Origin of the sequence: Flavobacterium ammonificans (genome assembly GCF_020885975.1) — a bacterium.
GTDB classification, from domain to species: domain Bacteria; phylum Bacteroidota; class Bacteroidia; order Flavobacteriales; family Flavobacteriaceae; genus Flavobacterium; species Flavobacterium ammonificans.
Map to the genome: position 1 here is coordinate 1,109,015 of NZ_AP025183.1, position 15,076 is coordinate 1,124,090.

13 protein-coding genes are annotated in these 15,076 nt (G+C 34.6%); 9 read left to right on the forward strand and 4 right to left on the reverse strand.

Annotated features, from left to right (window positions below; translation table 11 throughout):
- Positions 1 to 132: 132 nt before the first annotated feature.
- From hpt to LPC23_RS04875, 9 genes are all read left to right on the forward strand, one after another.
- The gene (gene hpt / locus LPC23_RS04835) at positions 133 to 663 is read left to right on the forward strand and encodes a hypoxanthine phosphoribosyltransferase (protein ID WP_229331527.1); all 531 of its coding nucleotides are present in this window, start codon (positions 133 to 135) and stop codon (positions 661 to 663) included.
- A gap of 41 nt (positions 664 to 704) precedes the next feature.
- Positions 705 to 1,277, forward strand: a complete 573-nt coding sequence (locus LPC23_RS04840; RefSeq protein ID WP_229331529.1) for an adenylate kinase — start codon at positions 705 to 707, stop codon at positions 1,275 to 1,277.
- A 121-nt stretch (positions 1,278 to 1,398) separates the two neighbouring features.
- The gene (locus LPC23_RS04845; RefSeq protein WP_229327128.1) at positions 1,399 to 2,622 is read left to right on the forward strand and encodes a hemolysin family protein; all 1,224 of its coding nucleotides are present in this window, start codon (positions 1,399 to 1,401) and stop codon (positions 2,620 to 2,622) included.
- 59 nt (positions 2,623 to 2,681) lie between these two features.
- Positions 2,682 to 3,683, forward strand: a complete 1,002-nt coding sequence (gene obgE / locus LPC23_RS04850) for a GTPase ObgE (protein ID WP_229331531.1) — start codon at positions 2,682 to 2,684, stop codon at positions 3,681 to 3,683.
- A 147-nt stretch (positions 3,684 to 3,830) separates the two neighbouring features.
- Positions 3,831 to 4,478, forward strand: a complete 648-nt coding sequence (locus tag LPC23_RS04855) for a tetratricopeptide repeat protein (RefSeq protein ID WP_229331533.1) — start codon at positions 3,831 to 3,833, stop codon at positions 4,476 to 4,478.
- A gap of 77 nt (positions 4,479 to 4,555) precedes the next feature.
- On the forward strand, positions 4,556 to 5,911 hold the full coding sequence (locus LPC23_RS04860) for a UDP-N-acetylmuramate--L-alanine ligase (protein ID WP_229331535.1): 1,356 nt from the start codon (positions 4,556 to 4,558) through the stop codon (positions 5,909 to 5,911).
- A 21-nt stretch (positions 5,912 to 5,932) separates the two neighbouring features.
- Positions 5,933 to 6,625 carry a RadC family protein gene (gene radC, locus LPC23_RS04865; RefSeq protein WP_229331538.1) on the forward strand — a complete coding sequence of 231 codons (693 nt, stop codon included), beginning with the start codon at positions 5,933 to 5,935 and terminating at the stop codon, positions 6,623 to 6,625.
- 8 nt (positions 6,626 to 6,633) lie between these two features.
- Positions 6,634 to 7,323, forward strand: coding sequence for a YjjG family noncanonical pyrimidine nucleotidase (locus LPC23_RS04870; RefSeq protein ID WP_229331540.1), 690 nt, complete (start codon positions 6,634 to 6,636; stop codon positions 7,321 to 7,323).
- A gap of 2 nt (positions 7,324 to 7,325) precedes the next feature.
- Entirely contained in the window at positions 7,326 to 8,069 is a 744-nt protein-coding gene (locus LPC23_RS04875) for a hypothetical protein (protein ID WP_229331542.1), read from the forward strand.
- Here the strand turns inward: LPC23_RS04875 and LPC23_RS04880 are convergent.
- From LPC23_RS04880 to LPC23_RS04895, 4 genes are all read right to left on the reverse strand, one after another.
- Complete coding sequence (locus LPC23_RS04880) at positions 8,066 to 9,343, reverse strand: replication-associated recombination protein A (protein WP_229331544.1); 1,278 nt, start codon at positions 9,341 to 9,343, stop codon at positions 8,066 to 8,068. The genes LPC23_RS04875 and LPC23_RS04880 overlap by 4 nt on opposite strands.
- Before the next feature lie 107 nt (positions 9,344 to 9,450).
- Positions 9,451 to 10,185: a 23S rRNA (guanosine(2251)-2'-O)-methyltransferase RlmB gene (gene rlmB, locus LPC23_RS04885; protein ID WP_229331546.1), complete on the reverse strand. Its 735-nt coding sequence runs from the start codon at positions 10,183 to 10,185 to the stop codon at positions 9,451 to 9,453.
- 69 nt (positions 10,186 to 10,254) lie between these two features.
- Complete coding sequence (locus tag LPC23_RS04890) at positions 10,255 to 11,718, reverse strand: SusD/RagB family nutrient-binding outer membrane lipoprotein (protein ID WP_229331548.1); 1,464 nt, start codon at positions 11,716 to 11,718, stop codon at positions 10,255 to 10,257.
- A 3-nt stretch (positions 11,719 to 11,721) separates the two neighbouring features.
- Positions 11,722 to 14,931 carry a SusC/RagA family TonB-linked outer membrane protein gene (locus tag LPC23_RS04895; RefSeq protein ID WP_229331550.1) on the reverse strand — a complete coding sequence of 1,070 codons (3,210 nt, stop codon included), beginning with the start codon at positions 14,929 to 14,931 and terminating at the stop codon, positions 11,722 to 11,724.
- Between the last annotated feature and the right edge of the window lie 145 nt (positions 14,932 to 15,076).

Genomic DNA, 15,076 nt, shown 5'->3' on the forward strand with positions numbered 1-15,076 from the left:
GATACTTAGTCCATTGATAATTAACAATTGATAATGCATAATTCGTCATTTTTAAAATACAAATTCACATTTATTATATAGATTGTCCAATCCGAATTCAGTATATTTGCTCTTTGTTTTATACTAAATATAATGATTCAATTACACGATAAGCAATTTGTGCCGTTTATTTCTGCGAAAGAGATTGAGTTTGCTATCACTAAAATGGTGACTCAGATAACGGCCGACTTTTCTAATGAAACCCCTGTTTTTATTGGAGTGCTGAATGGGGCTTTTATGGTGGTTTCTGATTTATTGAAACGTTATCCTTCGCCTTGTGAAGTAAGTTTTATCAAAATGGCTTCTTATGAAGGTACTTCTTCTACCGAAGAGGTGAAGCAATTACTTGGTTTGAATCAAGATTTGTCAGGAAGATCCGTAATTGTAATTGAAGATATTGTGGATACTGGCAACACTTTGGTGGCTTTGAAAGCTTTATTCGAAAAAGAGAATGTGAAAGAGTTTAAGATTGCTACTTTATTTTTCAAACCAGAAGCCTATAAACAAGACTTGCCTGTAGATTATGTTGGTATTCGAATTCCGAATAAATTTATTGTTGGCTACGGGTTGGATTATGACGGATTGGGTCGTAATTTACCCGAAGTATATCAATTGAAAGACTAATTAATAACCATATTTACAACACACAAAAATAGATTTAGAAAATGATTAACATTGTTTTATTTGGGAAACCAGGTGCAGGAAAAGGAACTCAAGCCGAATTTTTAAAAGGAAAATACAATTTAACACACCTTTCAACAGGAGATATTTTTAGATTCAATATCAAAAACGAAACTGAATTAGGAAAGTTAGCCAAAACCTATATGGACAAAGGCGATTTAGTACCGGATGAAGTAACGATTCAAATGTTGCAATCAGAAGTAGATAATAATCCTGAGTCTGCTGGTTTTTTATTTGACGGTTTTCCAAGAACATTGGCACAGGCAGGAGCATTGGATCGTTTTTTAGAATCAAAAGGACAACAAATTACGGCTACAGTAGCTTTAGAAGCAGACGATGATATTTTGGTGCAACGTTTGTTAGAAAGAGGAAAAACGTCAGGAAGACCGGATGATCAAGATGAAGAAAAAATCCGAAATCGTTATGACGAGTACAATGAAAAAACTGCTCCATTAATGGATTATTACAAAGAACAAGAGAAGTTTTATGCTGTTGACGGAATTGGTTCTATTGCAGAAATAACAGAACGTTTGAGTACTGTAATCGATAATTTGTAATCAAAAACAGTTCAGAACATCAGTTAAATAATTTTTTTAGCTTGATTTTTTCAACCATAATAAAATAAAATTGGAACTACTTATTATATTTTTATTAATTCTACTAAATGGCGTCTTTTCTATGTCGGAAATTGCGTTGATTTCTTCACGAAAAAGTAGGTTAGAAACTGCTGCTAAAAAAGGAAGTAAAACGGCCAAAACTGCACTTGATTTAGCTAATTCTCCTAATAAATTTCTCTCGGCGGTACAAATAGGAATCACTCTTATTGGAATATTGACGGGTATCTATAGTGGAGATAAAATTACCGAAGATGTGGAATTTTTTGTAAGTGGATTTTCTGCCTTGCAACCCTATGCAAATTCCATTGCAGTAGGAATTGTAGTTGTGATTTTGACATTTTTCTCATTGGTTTTAGGTGAATTGCTTCCAAAACGTATTGGTTTAAATCATCCAGAGTCTATAGCCAAAGCGATAGCAATGCCAATGAAATTCGTTTCAGTCGTAATGGCTCCATTTATTTGGTTGTTAACTAGTTCTACCGATTTTTTACTGGACATTTTACAAATTAAGCCAACTGCTGACGGTAAAGTTACTGAAGAAGAAATCAAGGCAATTATTAAAGAAGGTACAGAGGTAGGTGAGGTTCAAGAAATTGAGCAAGATATAGTGGAACGAGTATTTCACATTGGAGACAGAAAAGTAAATTCGTTAATGACGCATCGTAGTTCAATGGTGTATTTATCACTTGAAGATACGGTAGAAGAAATTAAATCCAAAGTCTTAGATGAATTGCATTCAGTTTATCCAGTGTGCGAAGAAAATCTAGATGAAGTGGTTGGAGTTGTGTATTTAAAAGATTTGTTTGCCAATTTTGAAAAAGGTAATTTTCAACTGAAATCAATTGCTAAAGAGCCCGCTTATTTTATTGAGCATACTTCGGCATATAAAGCTCTTGAGAATTTTAAAAAGTCTAAAATTCATTATGCTTTCGTAACCGATGAGTATGGTGTTTTTCAAGGAATAATTACGTTGAATGATATCTTAGAAGCGCTGGTAGGAGACGCTTCAGATTTTGATGACGACGAGTATAAATTAGTGGCTAATGAAGATGGATCGTGGTTGGTAGATGGGCAATATTCATTACATGACTTCTTGACCTATTTTGATATGGATGAGTTAACTACAGATTATGAAGTTACCACGGTTAGTGGATTTATTATAACCGAACTTGGTGCGATTCCTAAAGAAGGAGATAAATTGATTTGGAATAAATTAGAGTTTGAAGCTCAAAAAATGGATGGTGTTATCATCGATAAAGTATTAATCACAACACTTAAAGAGTAATTACTTTTTAGATTGTACTTGATAACAATAGCGATATTGTTACTAATAAAAAAGAAAAAATGACAGAAGGAAACTTCGTAGATTACGTTAAAATATTTGTTTCTTCAGGAAAAGGAGGAAAAGGTTCAACGCATTTGCATAGAGAAAAATTTATTGAAAAAGGTGGCCCTGATGGAGGAGATGGTGGTCGCGGTGGTCACGTATACTTAGTTGGAAATAAAAGTCTCTGGACTTTGTTTCACTTAAAGTTTGCACGTCACGTCAAAGCTGGACATGGAGGAGATGGAGGTGGAGACCGAAGTACAGGAGCTGATGGGGATGATAAATACATTGAAGTACCATTAGGAACAGTGGTTAAAGACAAAGAAACCGGAGAAGTATTATTTGAAATTACAGAAGACGGAGAGAAACGCATCTTAGCTCAAGGAGGTAAAGGAGGTTTAGGAAACTGGCACTTTAGAAGTTCTACGAACCAAACACCACGTTATGCACAACCTGGATTACTAGGTATAGAAATGGACGTGATTCTAGAATTAAAAGTCTTGGCTGATGTAGGTTTGGTTGGGTTTCCCAATGCTGGAAAATCTACTTTATTATCCGTTTTGACTTCGGCTAAGCCAAAAATTGCTGATTATCCGTTTACGACTTTAAAACCTAATCTTGGAATTGTAGCCTATCGTGATTTTCAATCGTTTGTAATTGCTGATATTCCTGGTATTATTGAAGGTGCAGCTGAGGGAAAAGGTTTAGGCCATTATTTCTTAAGGCATATTGAGCGTAACTCTACCTTATTGTTTTTGGTACCCGTGGACACACCAGACATTAAAGCAGAATATGATATTTTGGTTAACGAATTGACCAAATACAATCCAGAAATGTTAGACAAAGAGCGTTTGTTAGTTATTTCAAAGATTGATATGCTGGATGAAGAATTGAAGGCAGAACTAAAGATAGAGTTGGATGTTGCATTTAAAGATGTTCCGTATATGTTCATCTCTTCTGTGGCACAACAAGGTTTGACAGAATTAAAAGATAAATTGTGGACTATGTTGAATGACTAAGTTTTATCTTATTTATAATACAAATCCGTTTCAATTGAAACGGATTTTTTTATAAAAACCTTTTCAGTTTGAGTGAAAAGCAAGTGTAAATTTCCTTATTTTTGGAATATGAATCGAGTGGTGTTTTTTTTATTGTTTGTTCCAAGTATGCTTTTATCTCAAACTAATTTTGAAAAAGGAGTTCAGTTATTGGCTTCTGGAAAAACTGAGTTAGCGCGAATAGCGTTTGAGAGTGTGATCAAAGAAAACCCATCGCATAGTAAATCATTAGAGTATTTGGGAGATATTGCAGGGCAAAACAAAAATTGGGACAAAGCAATTTTATATTACAAAAAGATAAAGATAATTCAACCCAATAATGCCGATTACCATTACAAGTATGGTGGTGCTTTAGGGATGAAAGCTAAGGCCGTGAATAAATTCAAAGCCTTAGGAATGATTGATGAAATTAAATCCTCCTTTGAAAAGGCTGCGGCTTTGGATCCTAAGCATACTGAATCGCGTTGGGCATTAGTGATGTTGTATTTGGAATTGCCTGGTATTATTGGCGGTAGCGAAACAAAAGCAATGGCTTATTCAAATGAACTAATGCGATTGTCGCCCTTAGAAGGATATCTGTCTAAAGGATATATTGATGAGTATTTTGGTCGAAATAAAAAAGCGGAGTTGAATTATAGTAAGGCATTGGAGTTGACCAATTCTAAAGTAGCTTTTCAGAAATTATACAATTTGTATTTAAATAGAATGAAAAATTCTGATAAAGCACAACAGTTAAAAGCACAATTTGAAAAATAGTTTAGATGGTTAATAGTGTATGAGTTTATTTTTCGAACTTATTAATGAATAACCATCTAAACTCATAAACTAAAAAGATGAGAACACATTTTATCGCCATTGGCGGAAGCGCGATGCATAATTTAGCTTTAGCGCTACATAACAAAGGATATCAAGTTACAGGTAGTGACGATGCTATTTTTGAACCTTCAAAATCACGATTAGAAAAGAAAGGAATTCTACCTACTGAAATGGGTTGGTTTCCGGAAAAAATAACAACTAATATTGAAGCGGTAATTCTAGGGATGCATGCTAAGGCAGACAATCCTGAGTTGTTGAAAGCGCAGAAATTAGGATTGAAAATTTATTCGTATCCGGAGTTCTTATACGAACAGTCCAAAAATAAAACCCGAGTGGTTATTGGTGGTTCTCACGGAAAGACTACTATTACTTCGATGATTTTGCATGTCATGCATTATCACAATATTGCGGTCGATTATATGGTAGGTGCTCAATTGGAAGGATTTGACACTATGGTACATCTTACCGAAGAAAATGATTTTATGGTTTTAGAAGGTGATGAATATTTGTCATCGCCAATAGATAGACGCCCTAAATTTCATTTGTATCAACCTAATATTGCCTTGATTTCCGGTATTGCTTGGGATCATATTAATGTGTTTCCAACCTATGATAACTATGTAGAGCAATTTGAAATTTTCATTGATAAAATTACAAATGGTGGTATTTTAGTCTACAATGAAGACGATGCTGAGGTGAAACGCGTTTCAGAAGCCGCTACGAATCCAATTCGGAAACTACCTTATAGTACGCCAGCGTATTCGGTAAGTGATGGAGTAACACTTTTGGAAACTCCTGAAGGACCAATGCCTATTGAAGTTTTTGGCGCACATAATTTAAACAATTTAGCTGGAGCCAAATGGATTTGTCAAAATATGGGTGTAGACGAAGCTGATTTTTATGAAGCTATTGCAAGTTTCAAAGGCGCTTCCAAACGTTTAGAAAAAATTGCCGAAGGAAAGGGGAGAGTTGCATATAAAGATTTCGCACATTCACCAAGTAAGGTAGCCGCTACAACCAAAGCTGTAAAAGAACAATATCCTAATCGTACTTTGGTAGCTTGTTTAGAATTGCACACCTATAGCAGTTTGAATGCTGAGTTTTTGAAAGAATATGAAGGCGCCCTAGAATATGCTGATGAAGCGGTTGTTTTTTATTCGCCAGATGCGGTAAAAATAAAACAATTGGAAGAAGTGACCTATGAGCAAATTGCTAAAGCGTTCAATAGAGAAGATTTAATTATCTATACCAATCCAGCCGAGTTTAAAAATTATTTATTTAACCGAAATCTAGAAAACTCTGCTCTGTTACTGATGAGTTCTGGAAATTATGGAGGTTTGAATTTTGATGAAGTAAAACAATTAATAGAATAAGAAACACCCAAATTATTGCATATGGAAAACGCCCCCTTTCCCATTAGTAGTTGGTCCGAAGATGATAAACCTCGAGAGAAACTCATGCTTAAAGGCAAAAGCGCTTTGAGCGATGCTGAATTAATTGCTATTTTAATCGGTTCTGGTAGCCGAAACGAAACTGCAGTTGATTTAAGCAAACGAATTTTAGCAGCCGTTTCTAATAATTTGAATGCCTTAGGAAAACAAAGTTTATCGCAATTGATGCAGTTCAAAGGAATAGGTGAGGCCAAAGCTATTACAATAATTGCTGCATTAGAGTTAGGTAGGAGACGAAGAGCAGAAGAGTCTGTTGAATTGCTTAAAATTACATCAAGTAAAATTATTTTTGAGTTAATGCAACCGATTATTGGCGAATTACCTCACGAGGAATTTTGGATAGTATATCTGAATAATTCCAATAAGGTGATTTCCAAAACACAATTGAGTAAAGGTGGAATTACTGGAACGGTAGTGGATGTGCGTTTGGTTTTTAAAGTAGCATTGGAAATGGGAGCTACTTCCTTAGTTTTGTGTCACAATCATCCTTCTGGGAGTTTGAAACCCAGTGAGGCTGACAAGCAAATTACTCAAAAGTTAAAACGCGCAGGGGAGAGTTTAGAAATAGCTATTTTAGACCATGTAATAGTAACTGAGACCAGTTATTTCAGTTTTGTTGATCAAGGAATTTTGTAAAAAGGGGAATGAAAAATAATACTATACAGCACGTTTTTTTTGATTTGGATCACACACTTTGGGATTTTGATAAAAATTCTGAAATGGCGTTTGCTACTCTATTTGAGAAAAACCATCCTGAAATTGCAATAAACGATTTTATTGAAGTATATGCGCCTATTAATCAAGCCTGTTGGAAATTGTATCAGTACGATTTAATTTCTCACGAGGAATTACGTTATAAACGCTTGAAAGATTCTTTCGATGCTTTAAATTATGCTATTCCAGATAGTTTAATTCATCAAATTGCGGAAGATTATATCTCGATTTTACCAGACAATAATCATTTGTTTGATGGGACAATTGAATTATTAAATTATTTGAATCCAAAATATCATTTGCATATAATTACCAATGGCTTTGCTAATGTTCAGTATAAGAAAATTACTAATTCAAAGATTGATACGTATTTTAAAACGATTACCAATTCTGAAATGGCAGGAGTAAAGAAGCCCAATCCTATTATTTTTCAATATGCTTTAGATTTGGCTCAAGCCAAAAAAGAAAACAGCATTATGATTGGGGATAGTTTAGAAGCGGATGTTCAAGGCGCAATAGATTTTGGAATCAAAGCGCTATTTTTTAACCCAAATAAAGAAACTAGCCCAGAAGGGATAATTGAAATTAACCATTTATTAGAACTAAAAAACTATTTATAATTATGAAAAAATTAGTATTTGTATTCATCTTGTTTTCAACAGTTGCCTTTTCGCAAAATATCAATAACTATAAAGCTGTTATTATTCCACTGAAATACGATTTTTTGAAATCAGAGAATCAATATCGTTTGGCTACCCTAACTAAACTTAATCTTCAGAAAGCAGGTTTTGTTGCTTTTTATAGCAACGAAGATATTCCATCTGAGTATAAAGATCGATGCAGTTTATTGACGGTAGATGTAAAAAAAGAAAGTGGTTTTTTGATGACTAAATTAGCTGTAGTCTTTAACGATTGTTTTGGCAAATTGGTATTCCAATCGGAGATGGGTAAAAGTAAACTAAAAGAGTATGAATCGGCTTATTCAGAGGCTTTAAATGATGCGTTTAGATCAATAAATGCTTTGAATTATAAATACGAATTGAGCCAATTGCCTATTCAACAAGTAACTCAGGTTATTCCTGTAGCAGTGGTTAATTCTCCAATTTCAAGTTCGGCAACTGTTGTACAAGATTCTCCTAATACAAACGCTGAATTACTGTATGCGCAAGCAACTCCAACAGGTTATCAATTGGTTGATGCGAGTCCGAAAGTAATTTTTAAATTGAATAAAACCTCGAGTCCAACGTTTTTCACAGCTTCAAAAGGAAGTATTCAAGGAGTTTTTATTCAAAAAGATAATGAGTGGTTTTTTGAATATTACGAAAACGAAAAATTATTTTCGGAATTAGTACGAGTTAAGTTTTAGTAACCGTACTTGTCCTTCCATCTGTTTTTCAGGAATTCTCTAGTCGAGTTTTCTCGTGTATTATTTCCAGGCTCGTAAATAGCTGAACCTGCAATAGCTTCGGGTAAAAACTCTTGTTCGGCAAAATTATTAGCATAATCATGCGAATATTTATACTCTTCGCCATATCCTAATTCTTTCATCAATGGAGTAGGGGCATTGCGTAAATGAATTGGAACGGAAAGATCACCTGTTTGTTTTACGATTTGTTGCGCCTTGCCAATAGCTTGATAAGAGGCATTGCTTTTAGGAGATGTCGCTAAATATACAGCACATTGGCTTAGAATAATTCGGCTTTCAGGATAGCCAATAGTAGCGACTGCTTGAAAGGTATTGTTTGCCATTATAAAGGCAGTTGGATTGGCATTGCCAATGTCTTCGCTAGAAAGAATGAGCATACGTCTTGCAATGAACTTTACATCTTCTCCGCCTTCAATCATTCTAGCAAGCCAATACACAGCTCCGTTAGGGTCACTCCCGCGTATGGATTTGATAAAGGCCGAAACGATATCATAATGTTGCTCTCCAGTTTTATCGTACAAAACCGTGTTTTGTTGTACTAATTCGAGTACACGGTCGTTAGTAAAGAGAATTTCATCTTCATCAGAGGCGTTTACGACTAGTTCAAAAAGATTTAATAGTTTGCGTCCGTCTCCGCCAGAAAGTCGCAACAATGCTTCTGTTTCAGCTAAATTTATTTTTTTCCTTTGTAAAATAACATCCGTTTGCATTGCTCTGTGAAGCAAGGTCTCTAAGTCTTCTTTATTAAAAGCATTCAAAGTATATACTTGACAGCGCGATAATAATGCCGGAATAACTTCAAAACTCGGATTTTCAGTTGTCGCACCAATTAAGGTGATCCAACCTTTTTCTACAGCTGCTAATAAGGAATCTTGTTGCGATTTGCTAAAACGATGAATCTCATCAATAAACAAAATAGGATTTTTAGAGGTAAAAAGTCCGCCACTTTGTTTGGCTTTTTCGATAACGTCCCGAATATCTTTCACTCCAGAATTAATGGCGCTAAGGGTGTAAAAAGGGCGTTTTGATTCTTGCGAAATAATTTGAGCCAAAGTAGTTTTACCAGTACCAGGAGGTCCCCATAGAATCAAAGAAGGAATAATTCCTTTGGCAATTTGTTGCGTTAACGAACCATTTGGTCCAACAAGGTGTAGTTGACTAATATAGTCTTCTAGTTGTTGTGGACGAATGCGTTCTGCTAAAGGAGCTACCATTGGATTAATGGGTTATTTGTTTATTTGGTTATGAGTTTATTTGTTGATTCGGTTATTTGTTTAACCGGATTACAAATTTATTTTTTTGTAATAAGGGGTTTATATATCTAACTTCTTTGTCTTACTGCTTCGTAAAGAAAGGCACCACAAGCAACAGACACATTTAGAGAACCAATTGTTCCAAACATAGGTAGTTTGGCTTTCTCATCTACAATTTTTAACACTGATGGATTGATTCCTCTATCTTCAGATCCCATGATGATGGCTACCGGTTCGTTCAATGTGATATCGTAAATGTTTTGCTCCGTTTTTTCCGTAGCGGCTACTGTTTTGATTCCTGAACCTTGAAGGTAAAAGATGGCATCTTTAATGTGTTCTACTTTACAAATAGGCACATTGAAAACAGCTCCGGCAGAAGTTTTTACTGTGTCTCCATTTACAGGAGCGGAACCTGCTTTTTGAACAATTATACCATTAACTCCAGTACATTCAGCAGTTCTAATAATCGCACCGAAATTACGTGCATCAGAGATTTGATCCAATATCAAGAATAATGGTTTTTTACCCGATTCTACAGTGGATTCCACTAAGTGTTCTAATTCAATGAAACCAATAGGCGAAATACTTGCCACTGCTCCTTGATGATTGTTAGGTGTTAAACGGTTTAGCTTTTCAACTGGAACATAAGAAAAATTAACATTAGCACGTTTCATTACCTTCATTAAATCCTTCATCAGTTCGCCTGCAATTTCTTTTTGAATAAAGACTTTGTCTACTGCAGTTCCTGCTTGTATGGCCTCAATAATGGCGCGTATTCCGAATATTATGTTTTCTTTTTCCATGGCGCAAAGATACAAAAAAAAACCACCAGCCAAAGGCTGATGGTTTTAAGTAAATGAATTATCAAATTCCTAATTATGAACTGTTGTCTTAGTTACTATTGAAGGAACTGGACTTGGTGTATTAGGGTTAGCATTAATTTCTACTTGTGGGTAAAGGAAACGTTGTGGTGTCCCAGCTTTTCCTGTTTTAAGTTGAATTTGAGCTGCATTATTTGATCTTCTGTAATCTGTAAAGCTTTCATAACTTCCCATTAAATAGATGTATTTTTCTTCAAAAATTTCTCTAATCAATGCATTTTGTTGGCTTAAAGCTGTTCCAGAATTATTTTCCATACCTCCTGCAGCAAAATCAGCTGCATCATAAGCTGAATAGGCAAATGTTCCAACACCATAGCCTGAATTGTCTACACCGATTGAATAACCAGTATTTAACAATGCTCTATAGGCATTATATGATGTAAGACCATTACTAAATGAAGTTCTAGCATCTGCTTCAGCAATGATTAATAACATTTCACCATAAGTTACCATAGGCATAGCACTGTCTCCTCCAAATTTTCCATTTAGGCCTTCTCCCCAATCAAAATCACATTGAAAATTAAGTTCATAATTTGAAAAATAATATAAGCCTGTATGATAAGTGAATTCAAATCTTGCAGACTCATCTGTTTTAGCATTACCTCTATAAATAGAAGTTGACGGGTCTAACAATCTAGCAGCGTAACTATCTCCAGACATATAATCATCTCTATCATATATTAAGAATGAATAGAAAGGATTAAAACTTTGAAGATAACCTGAACCGAACTGCGCTTTGAAGTCATCGTTAGCATTGTTAATTCCTAGTAAAGCATTTTGCTTAGCTTTAGTATAGTCTTTAACGTGAAGATAATATCTCGCTTTCAATGAGTAGGCCAATTTTAACCACTTAGCTGCACTTCCAGAATAATATAAATCTTTATCTGCTGGAATTCCTTTACCTGTAGTAGCACTCAAATTTACAATTGCTTTATCTAACAATGCTTGTAAACTAGCGTAAATAGCGGTTTGAGAATCGTATTTAGGAGTTAAATTTTTTCCTGTAATATCTAATTCGCTGTAAGGAGCATCACCCCAAAGAGAGGTAATAGTACCCATACAGTGTGCCTCAATTACTTGAGCTGCTCCAACAAGTCTTGGATTTAACTCTTTGGTTGCTTTTGCGGCAGTAATTTTAGCATTTGTAATACAGTTTACATAAGCTTGATTCCAACTATCATCAAATGATGATGCAGTTGATAAATTCCAGTCATTTAGGGAAACGTACTGTCTGTTTTCACCATTTGCTTGGTTCAGCCAAATCATTACATCTCTAGTGTTTGAACTTGTTTGAAAAAACTGATTTGCAAGAAGGACCCCTTGAAATAAATTTTTCGCATCTGATTCTGTAATTAAATCTGGATCCACATTGGTTTCCGAAACATAATCAGTACAACTAAATAGCGTAATCGCTAAAAAGAAGTAGCTTGTTGTTTTTAAAAATATATTTTTCATGTTTTAAAATTTTAAGTTAACGCTGAAGATTAACGATTTGCTGTTTGGAGCATTAAAGTATTGTAAACCACGACCGTTAGATCCTCCAGTTAAATTCGTTTCTGGATCTTGTCCTAGGTCTTTAGCTTCAGTCCATAACCATAGGTTTCTCCCTGTACCTGAGAATGTGATACTTTCAATTCCAATATTTTTACTTCTTAAATCTAGATTATAAGATAATGATAACTCTCTCCATTTTATCCATGAAGCTGATTTTACAAATTGCTCAGCAACTGGTCCAAATCCACCTCCTAAAGATTGATACCATGATTGGTCTAATAATCGTGGACCTGCTCCAAAATCTCTTAAATTACCACGAACAGTTCCTGGTGCTATTGTTGCTCCAGCATAGTTTAAGGTAGGACTAGTTAAAGTCACCTCATTTGCGGATTCAATAGTTTTACCAAAATTATTCAAAGCACCACTTGTACCATCCCATAATTGACCTCCAATTGAAGCATCAAATAAAGTGCTGATTTTGAAATTTTTATAAGAAAATGAGGTACCTAAAGCTCCTCTCCATTTAGGGTTAGGATCTCCAATAACACCTTCAGATGCTGCTGCAGTAGGGAATCCATTCGCATCAAGAATTAGCGCACCTGAGGCATCTCTGTCAAATTTACCTCCCCATAGTACCCCTAGAGGTTGATTTAGAACTGCACGAGAAGAAGATCCTGTAAATCCATTTAAAAATAAAGATTCTGTTCCTTCTAATGCTGTAACTTCGTTACGGTTGGTACTCCAGTTACCAAATACATTCCATTTCAATTTTGAATCCATTGATAGTATGCTTCCGTCAAATTCCAATTCAAATCCACGATTTTGAATAGTTGCATAATTCCCGTATAAAGAACTAAATGTAGAACTACCATTCAAAGGTACGCTTACTAACAAGTCGCTAGTTTCATTAGAATAATAAGTAGCATTAAGTGTAATTCTTTTGAAAAACTGCAAATCAGTACCAATTTCAAATTCAGTTTTGATTTCAGGTTTTAAGTTAAGATTTCCTCCAGATGCTGATTGTTGTAATGATCCAGCATAGGCACCAGAATCGTATGCACCACCCCAACCTTCAGCACCACTAGCAGCAACAAAATAAGTTGTTCCTCTGTATGGAGCTGGAATAGATGCGATTTGACCAAATGTTGCTCTTAACTTTCCGTCAGTTAAAATTTTGCTTTCTAATTTATTAGTGAATTTATAACCAAGTTCTACAGATGGGTAGAAATACGTTTTTAAATTCGGATCGTAACTTGATGCTGTTTCTAAACGACCTCCAATAGTTAAAAACAAATAATTTTTGTAATCGAATGCGGTAGAAAAATAAGCACCACTTAATTTTGAGTAGGTTCTGTCTAAGAATGTAGTTTTGTCAGCTACTAAAGCATTGTCGTATGAAAAATTATTAACGTCAAGTATAAAATTACGGTAAGAACCACCTCTTTGATCATAATTAGTATCAGAGAAGTTAATCCCTGTTAGGTATGATAAACTAATATTGTCATTAATCTTTGTATCTCCTAAAGCAATTAAATCTGCATTGAAAGATTGAAAATCAGTAACACTTTCAGTAGCACTTCCATTACCTCCATTTTCTGATGAATTAATTGGGAATATAGACATTCTTTTGTCACTGTATCCATCAAGACCTAATCTAGCTAAAACTGCTAGCCAAGGCGCAACAGTATGTTTTAATTCAAATCCTCCAATATAACGATTAACATTATTTGGATTTCTCTGTACATCTGTTGTCCATAATGGGTTGTTGTAACTTGGGTTTAAATCACCTGCATTAGTTCCAACGTCTTGTCTGTAGGCTCTGTGGCTATTTAAATGCGCTGTTCCATTAGCTAGAAAATTTGTCCCTATAAAATCGCGTTGATCAAAATCAGCTGGTGTTCTATACAATCCTAAGTAAAGGCCGCTTAAGTTAGATCCTGTTTGAATTCTATTTGAACTCACAGAAGAATAACCGAATTTAGTTTTAAAAGATGTTTTTTCTCCGATTTTTGATTCAGATGTAAAATCCACACTAGTTCTTTTGTAAGTAGAATTTCTAATTATACCATCATGATCAGTGTTTCCAAGACCTAGATAAAAGTTTGTAGTTTCGCTACCACCACTTACTCCTATGTGATTGTCAATATAAAGCCCATCACCAATTACAGAATCCATATTTGATTTTTGGAAGTTTTCTGTACTGTTTTTAGTAGTAATCGGATAAATTTTTCTACCGTCATTAGTTTGGAAATATTGACCAGTTGTATTAAAAACATCTGGAGCTCCTGATCTTGAAGAAATTTTATCTCCATAAGAATTAGCATTGTTTCGAGCAAAACGTCCATTAGAACCTTGTCCAAACTTATCTTGTAATTGCATTTCCACATTTACTTGGTCGAAAGAAACACTTGAATTTACATCAACTGAAATTTTCCCTTTTTTACCTTTTTTGGTAGTAATAAGCACCACTCCGTTAGCTGCTCTGTATCCCCATAATGCTGCTGCAGATGCGCCTTTCAAAATTTGAACACTTGCAATATCATTAGGATTGATGTCGTTTAAACGGCTTTGTTGTCCAACACCATCAGTACCACTACCAATTTCGTCATTAGATACTGGTGTACCATCTATAACGAATAAAGGTTGCGTAGAACCAGTAATTGAGTTTTGCCCTCTAATTTGAATGTAAGCTCCTGAACCTGGATCTGCTGAATTTGAAACAATTGCAACTCCAGATGCTTTTGCAGAAAGTCCTTTAAGTAATGAAGTTTCTCCAGAATTAGTAATTACATCACCTTTAACTTTTGAAAAAGAAGACGCTTTTTCATTCTTTTTAACTTCAATACCCAATGTGTTAATAACCACTCCTTCTAATTCAATTGAATCATCAGCAAGTTTAACGTTAATTGTGGTTGAAGTAGCTTTTACTTCTTGAGTTTTCATTCCAATGTAACTTAATACAAGGGTTTGATTTGTACTCGCTTTGATAGAGAATTTACCATCAAAATCTGTTTGAGTTCCAGTTTTACTGCCTTTAACTAATACACTCACGCCTGGTAAAGGCATTCCTGCATTGTCAGAAACAGTACCTGAAACGGTTCTCTCTTGCGCAAAAGTAATTTGCGTCACAAGTGCTACTAATAGCACTAAGAATCCATTTAATTTTAGTTTCATTTTTAATTATTTTGAATTAGTACCGCAAAAATCTTAATAATTTGTTAATAATCCTAATTATTCCTTAATATTTAATTGATCTGGCTAATTTTTCTTCAATTATTTGATTTATTTAAAGCAATATTTTTTAAATTATTGTCAGATT

What these genes read in the sequence shown, in the direction of transcription:
- LPC23_RS04875 (WP_229331542.1), top strand. Translation starts at nt 7,326, where the DNA reads ATGAAAAAATTAGTATTTGTATTCATCTTGTTTTCAACAGTTGCCTTT.
- LPC23_RS04890 (WP_229331548.1), bottom strand. Translation starts at nt 11,718, where the DNA reads ATGAAAAATATATTTTTAAAAACAACAAGCTACTTCTTTTTAGCGATT.
- LPC23_RS04880 (WP_229331544.1), bottom strand. Translation starts at nt 9,343, where the DNA reads ATGGTAGCTCCTTTAGCAGAACGCATTCGTCCACAACAACTAGAAGAC.
- rlmB (WP_229331546.1), bottom strand. Translation starts at nt 10,185, where the DNA reads ATGGAAAAAGAAAACATAATATTCGGAATACGCGCCATTATTGAGGCC.
- LPC23_RS04845 (WP_229327128.1), top strand. Translation starts at nt 1,399, where the DNA reads ATGTCGGAAATTGCGTTGATTTCTTCACGAAAAAGTAGGTTAGAAACT.
- LPC23_RS04895 (WP_229331550.1), bottom strand. Translation starts at nt 14,931, where the DNA reads ATGAAACTAAAATTAAATGGATTCTTAGTGCTATTAGTAGCACTTGTG.
- hpt (WP_229331527.1), top strand. Translation starts at nt 133, where the DNA reads ATGATTCAATTACACGATAAGCAATTTGTGCCGTTTATTTCTGCGAAA.
- obgE (WP_229331531.1), top strand. Translation starts at nt 2,682, where the DNA reads ATGACAGAAGGAAACTTCGTAGATTACGTTAAAATATTTGTTTCTTCA.
- LPC23_RS04855 (WP_229331533.1), top strand. Translation starts at nt 3,831, where the DNA reads ATGCTTTTATCTCAAACTAATTTTGAAAAAGGAGTTCAGTTATTGGCT.
- LPC23_RS04870 (WP_229331540.1), top strand. Translation starts at nt 6,634, where the DNA reads ATGAAAAATAATACTATACAGCACGTTTTTTTTGATTTGGATCACACA.
- radC (WP_229331538.1), top strand. Translation starts at nt 5,933, where the DNA reads ATGGAAAACGCCCCCTTTCCCATTAGTAGTTGGTCCGAAGATGATAAA.
- LPC23_RS04840 (WP_229331529.1), top strand. Translation starts at nt 705, where the DNA reads ATGATTAACATTGTTTTATTTGGGAAACCAGGTGCAGGAAAAGGAACT.
- LPC23_RS04860 (WP_229331535.1), top strand. Translation starts at nt 4,556, where the DNA reads ATGAGAACACATTTTATCGCCATTGGCGGAAGCGCGATGCATAATTTA.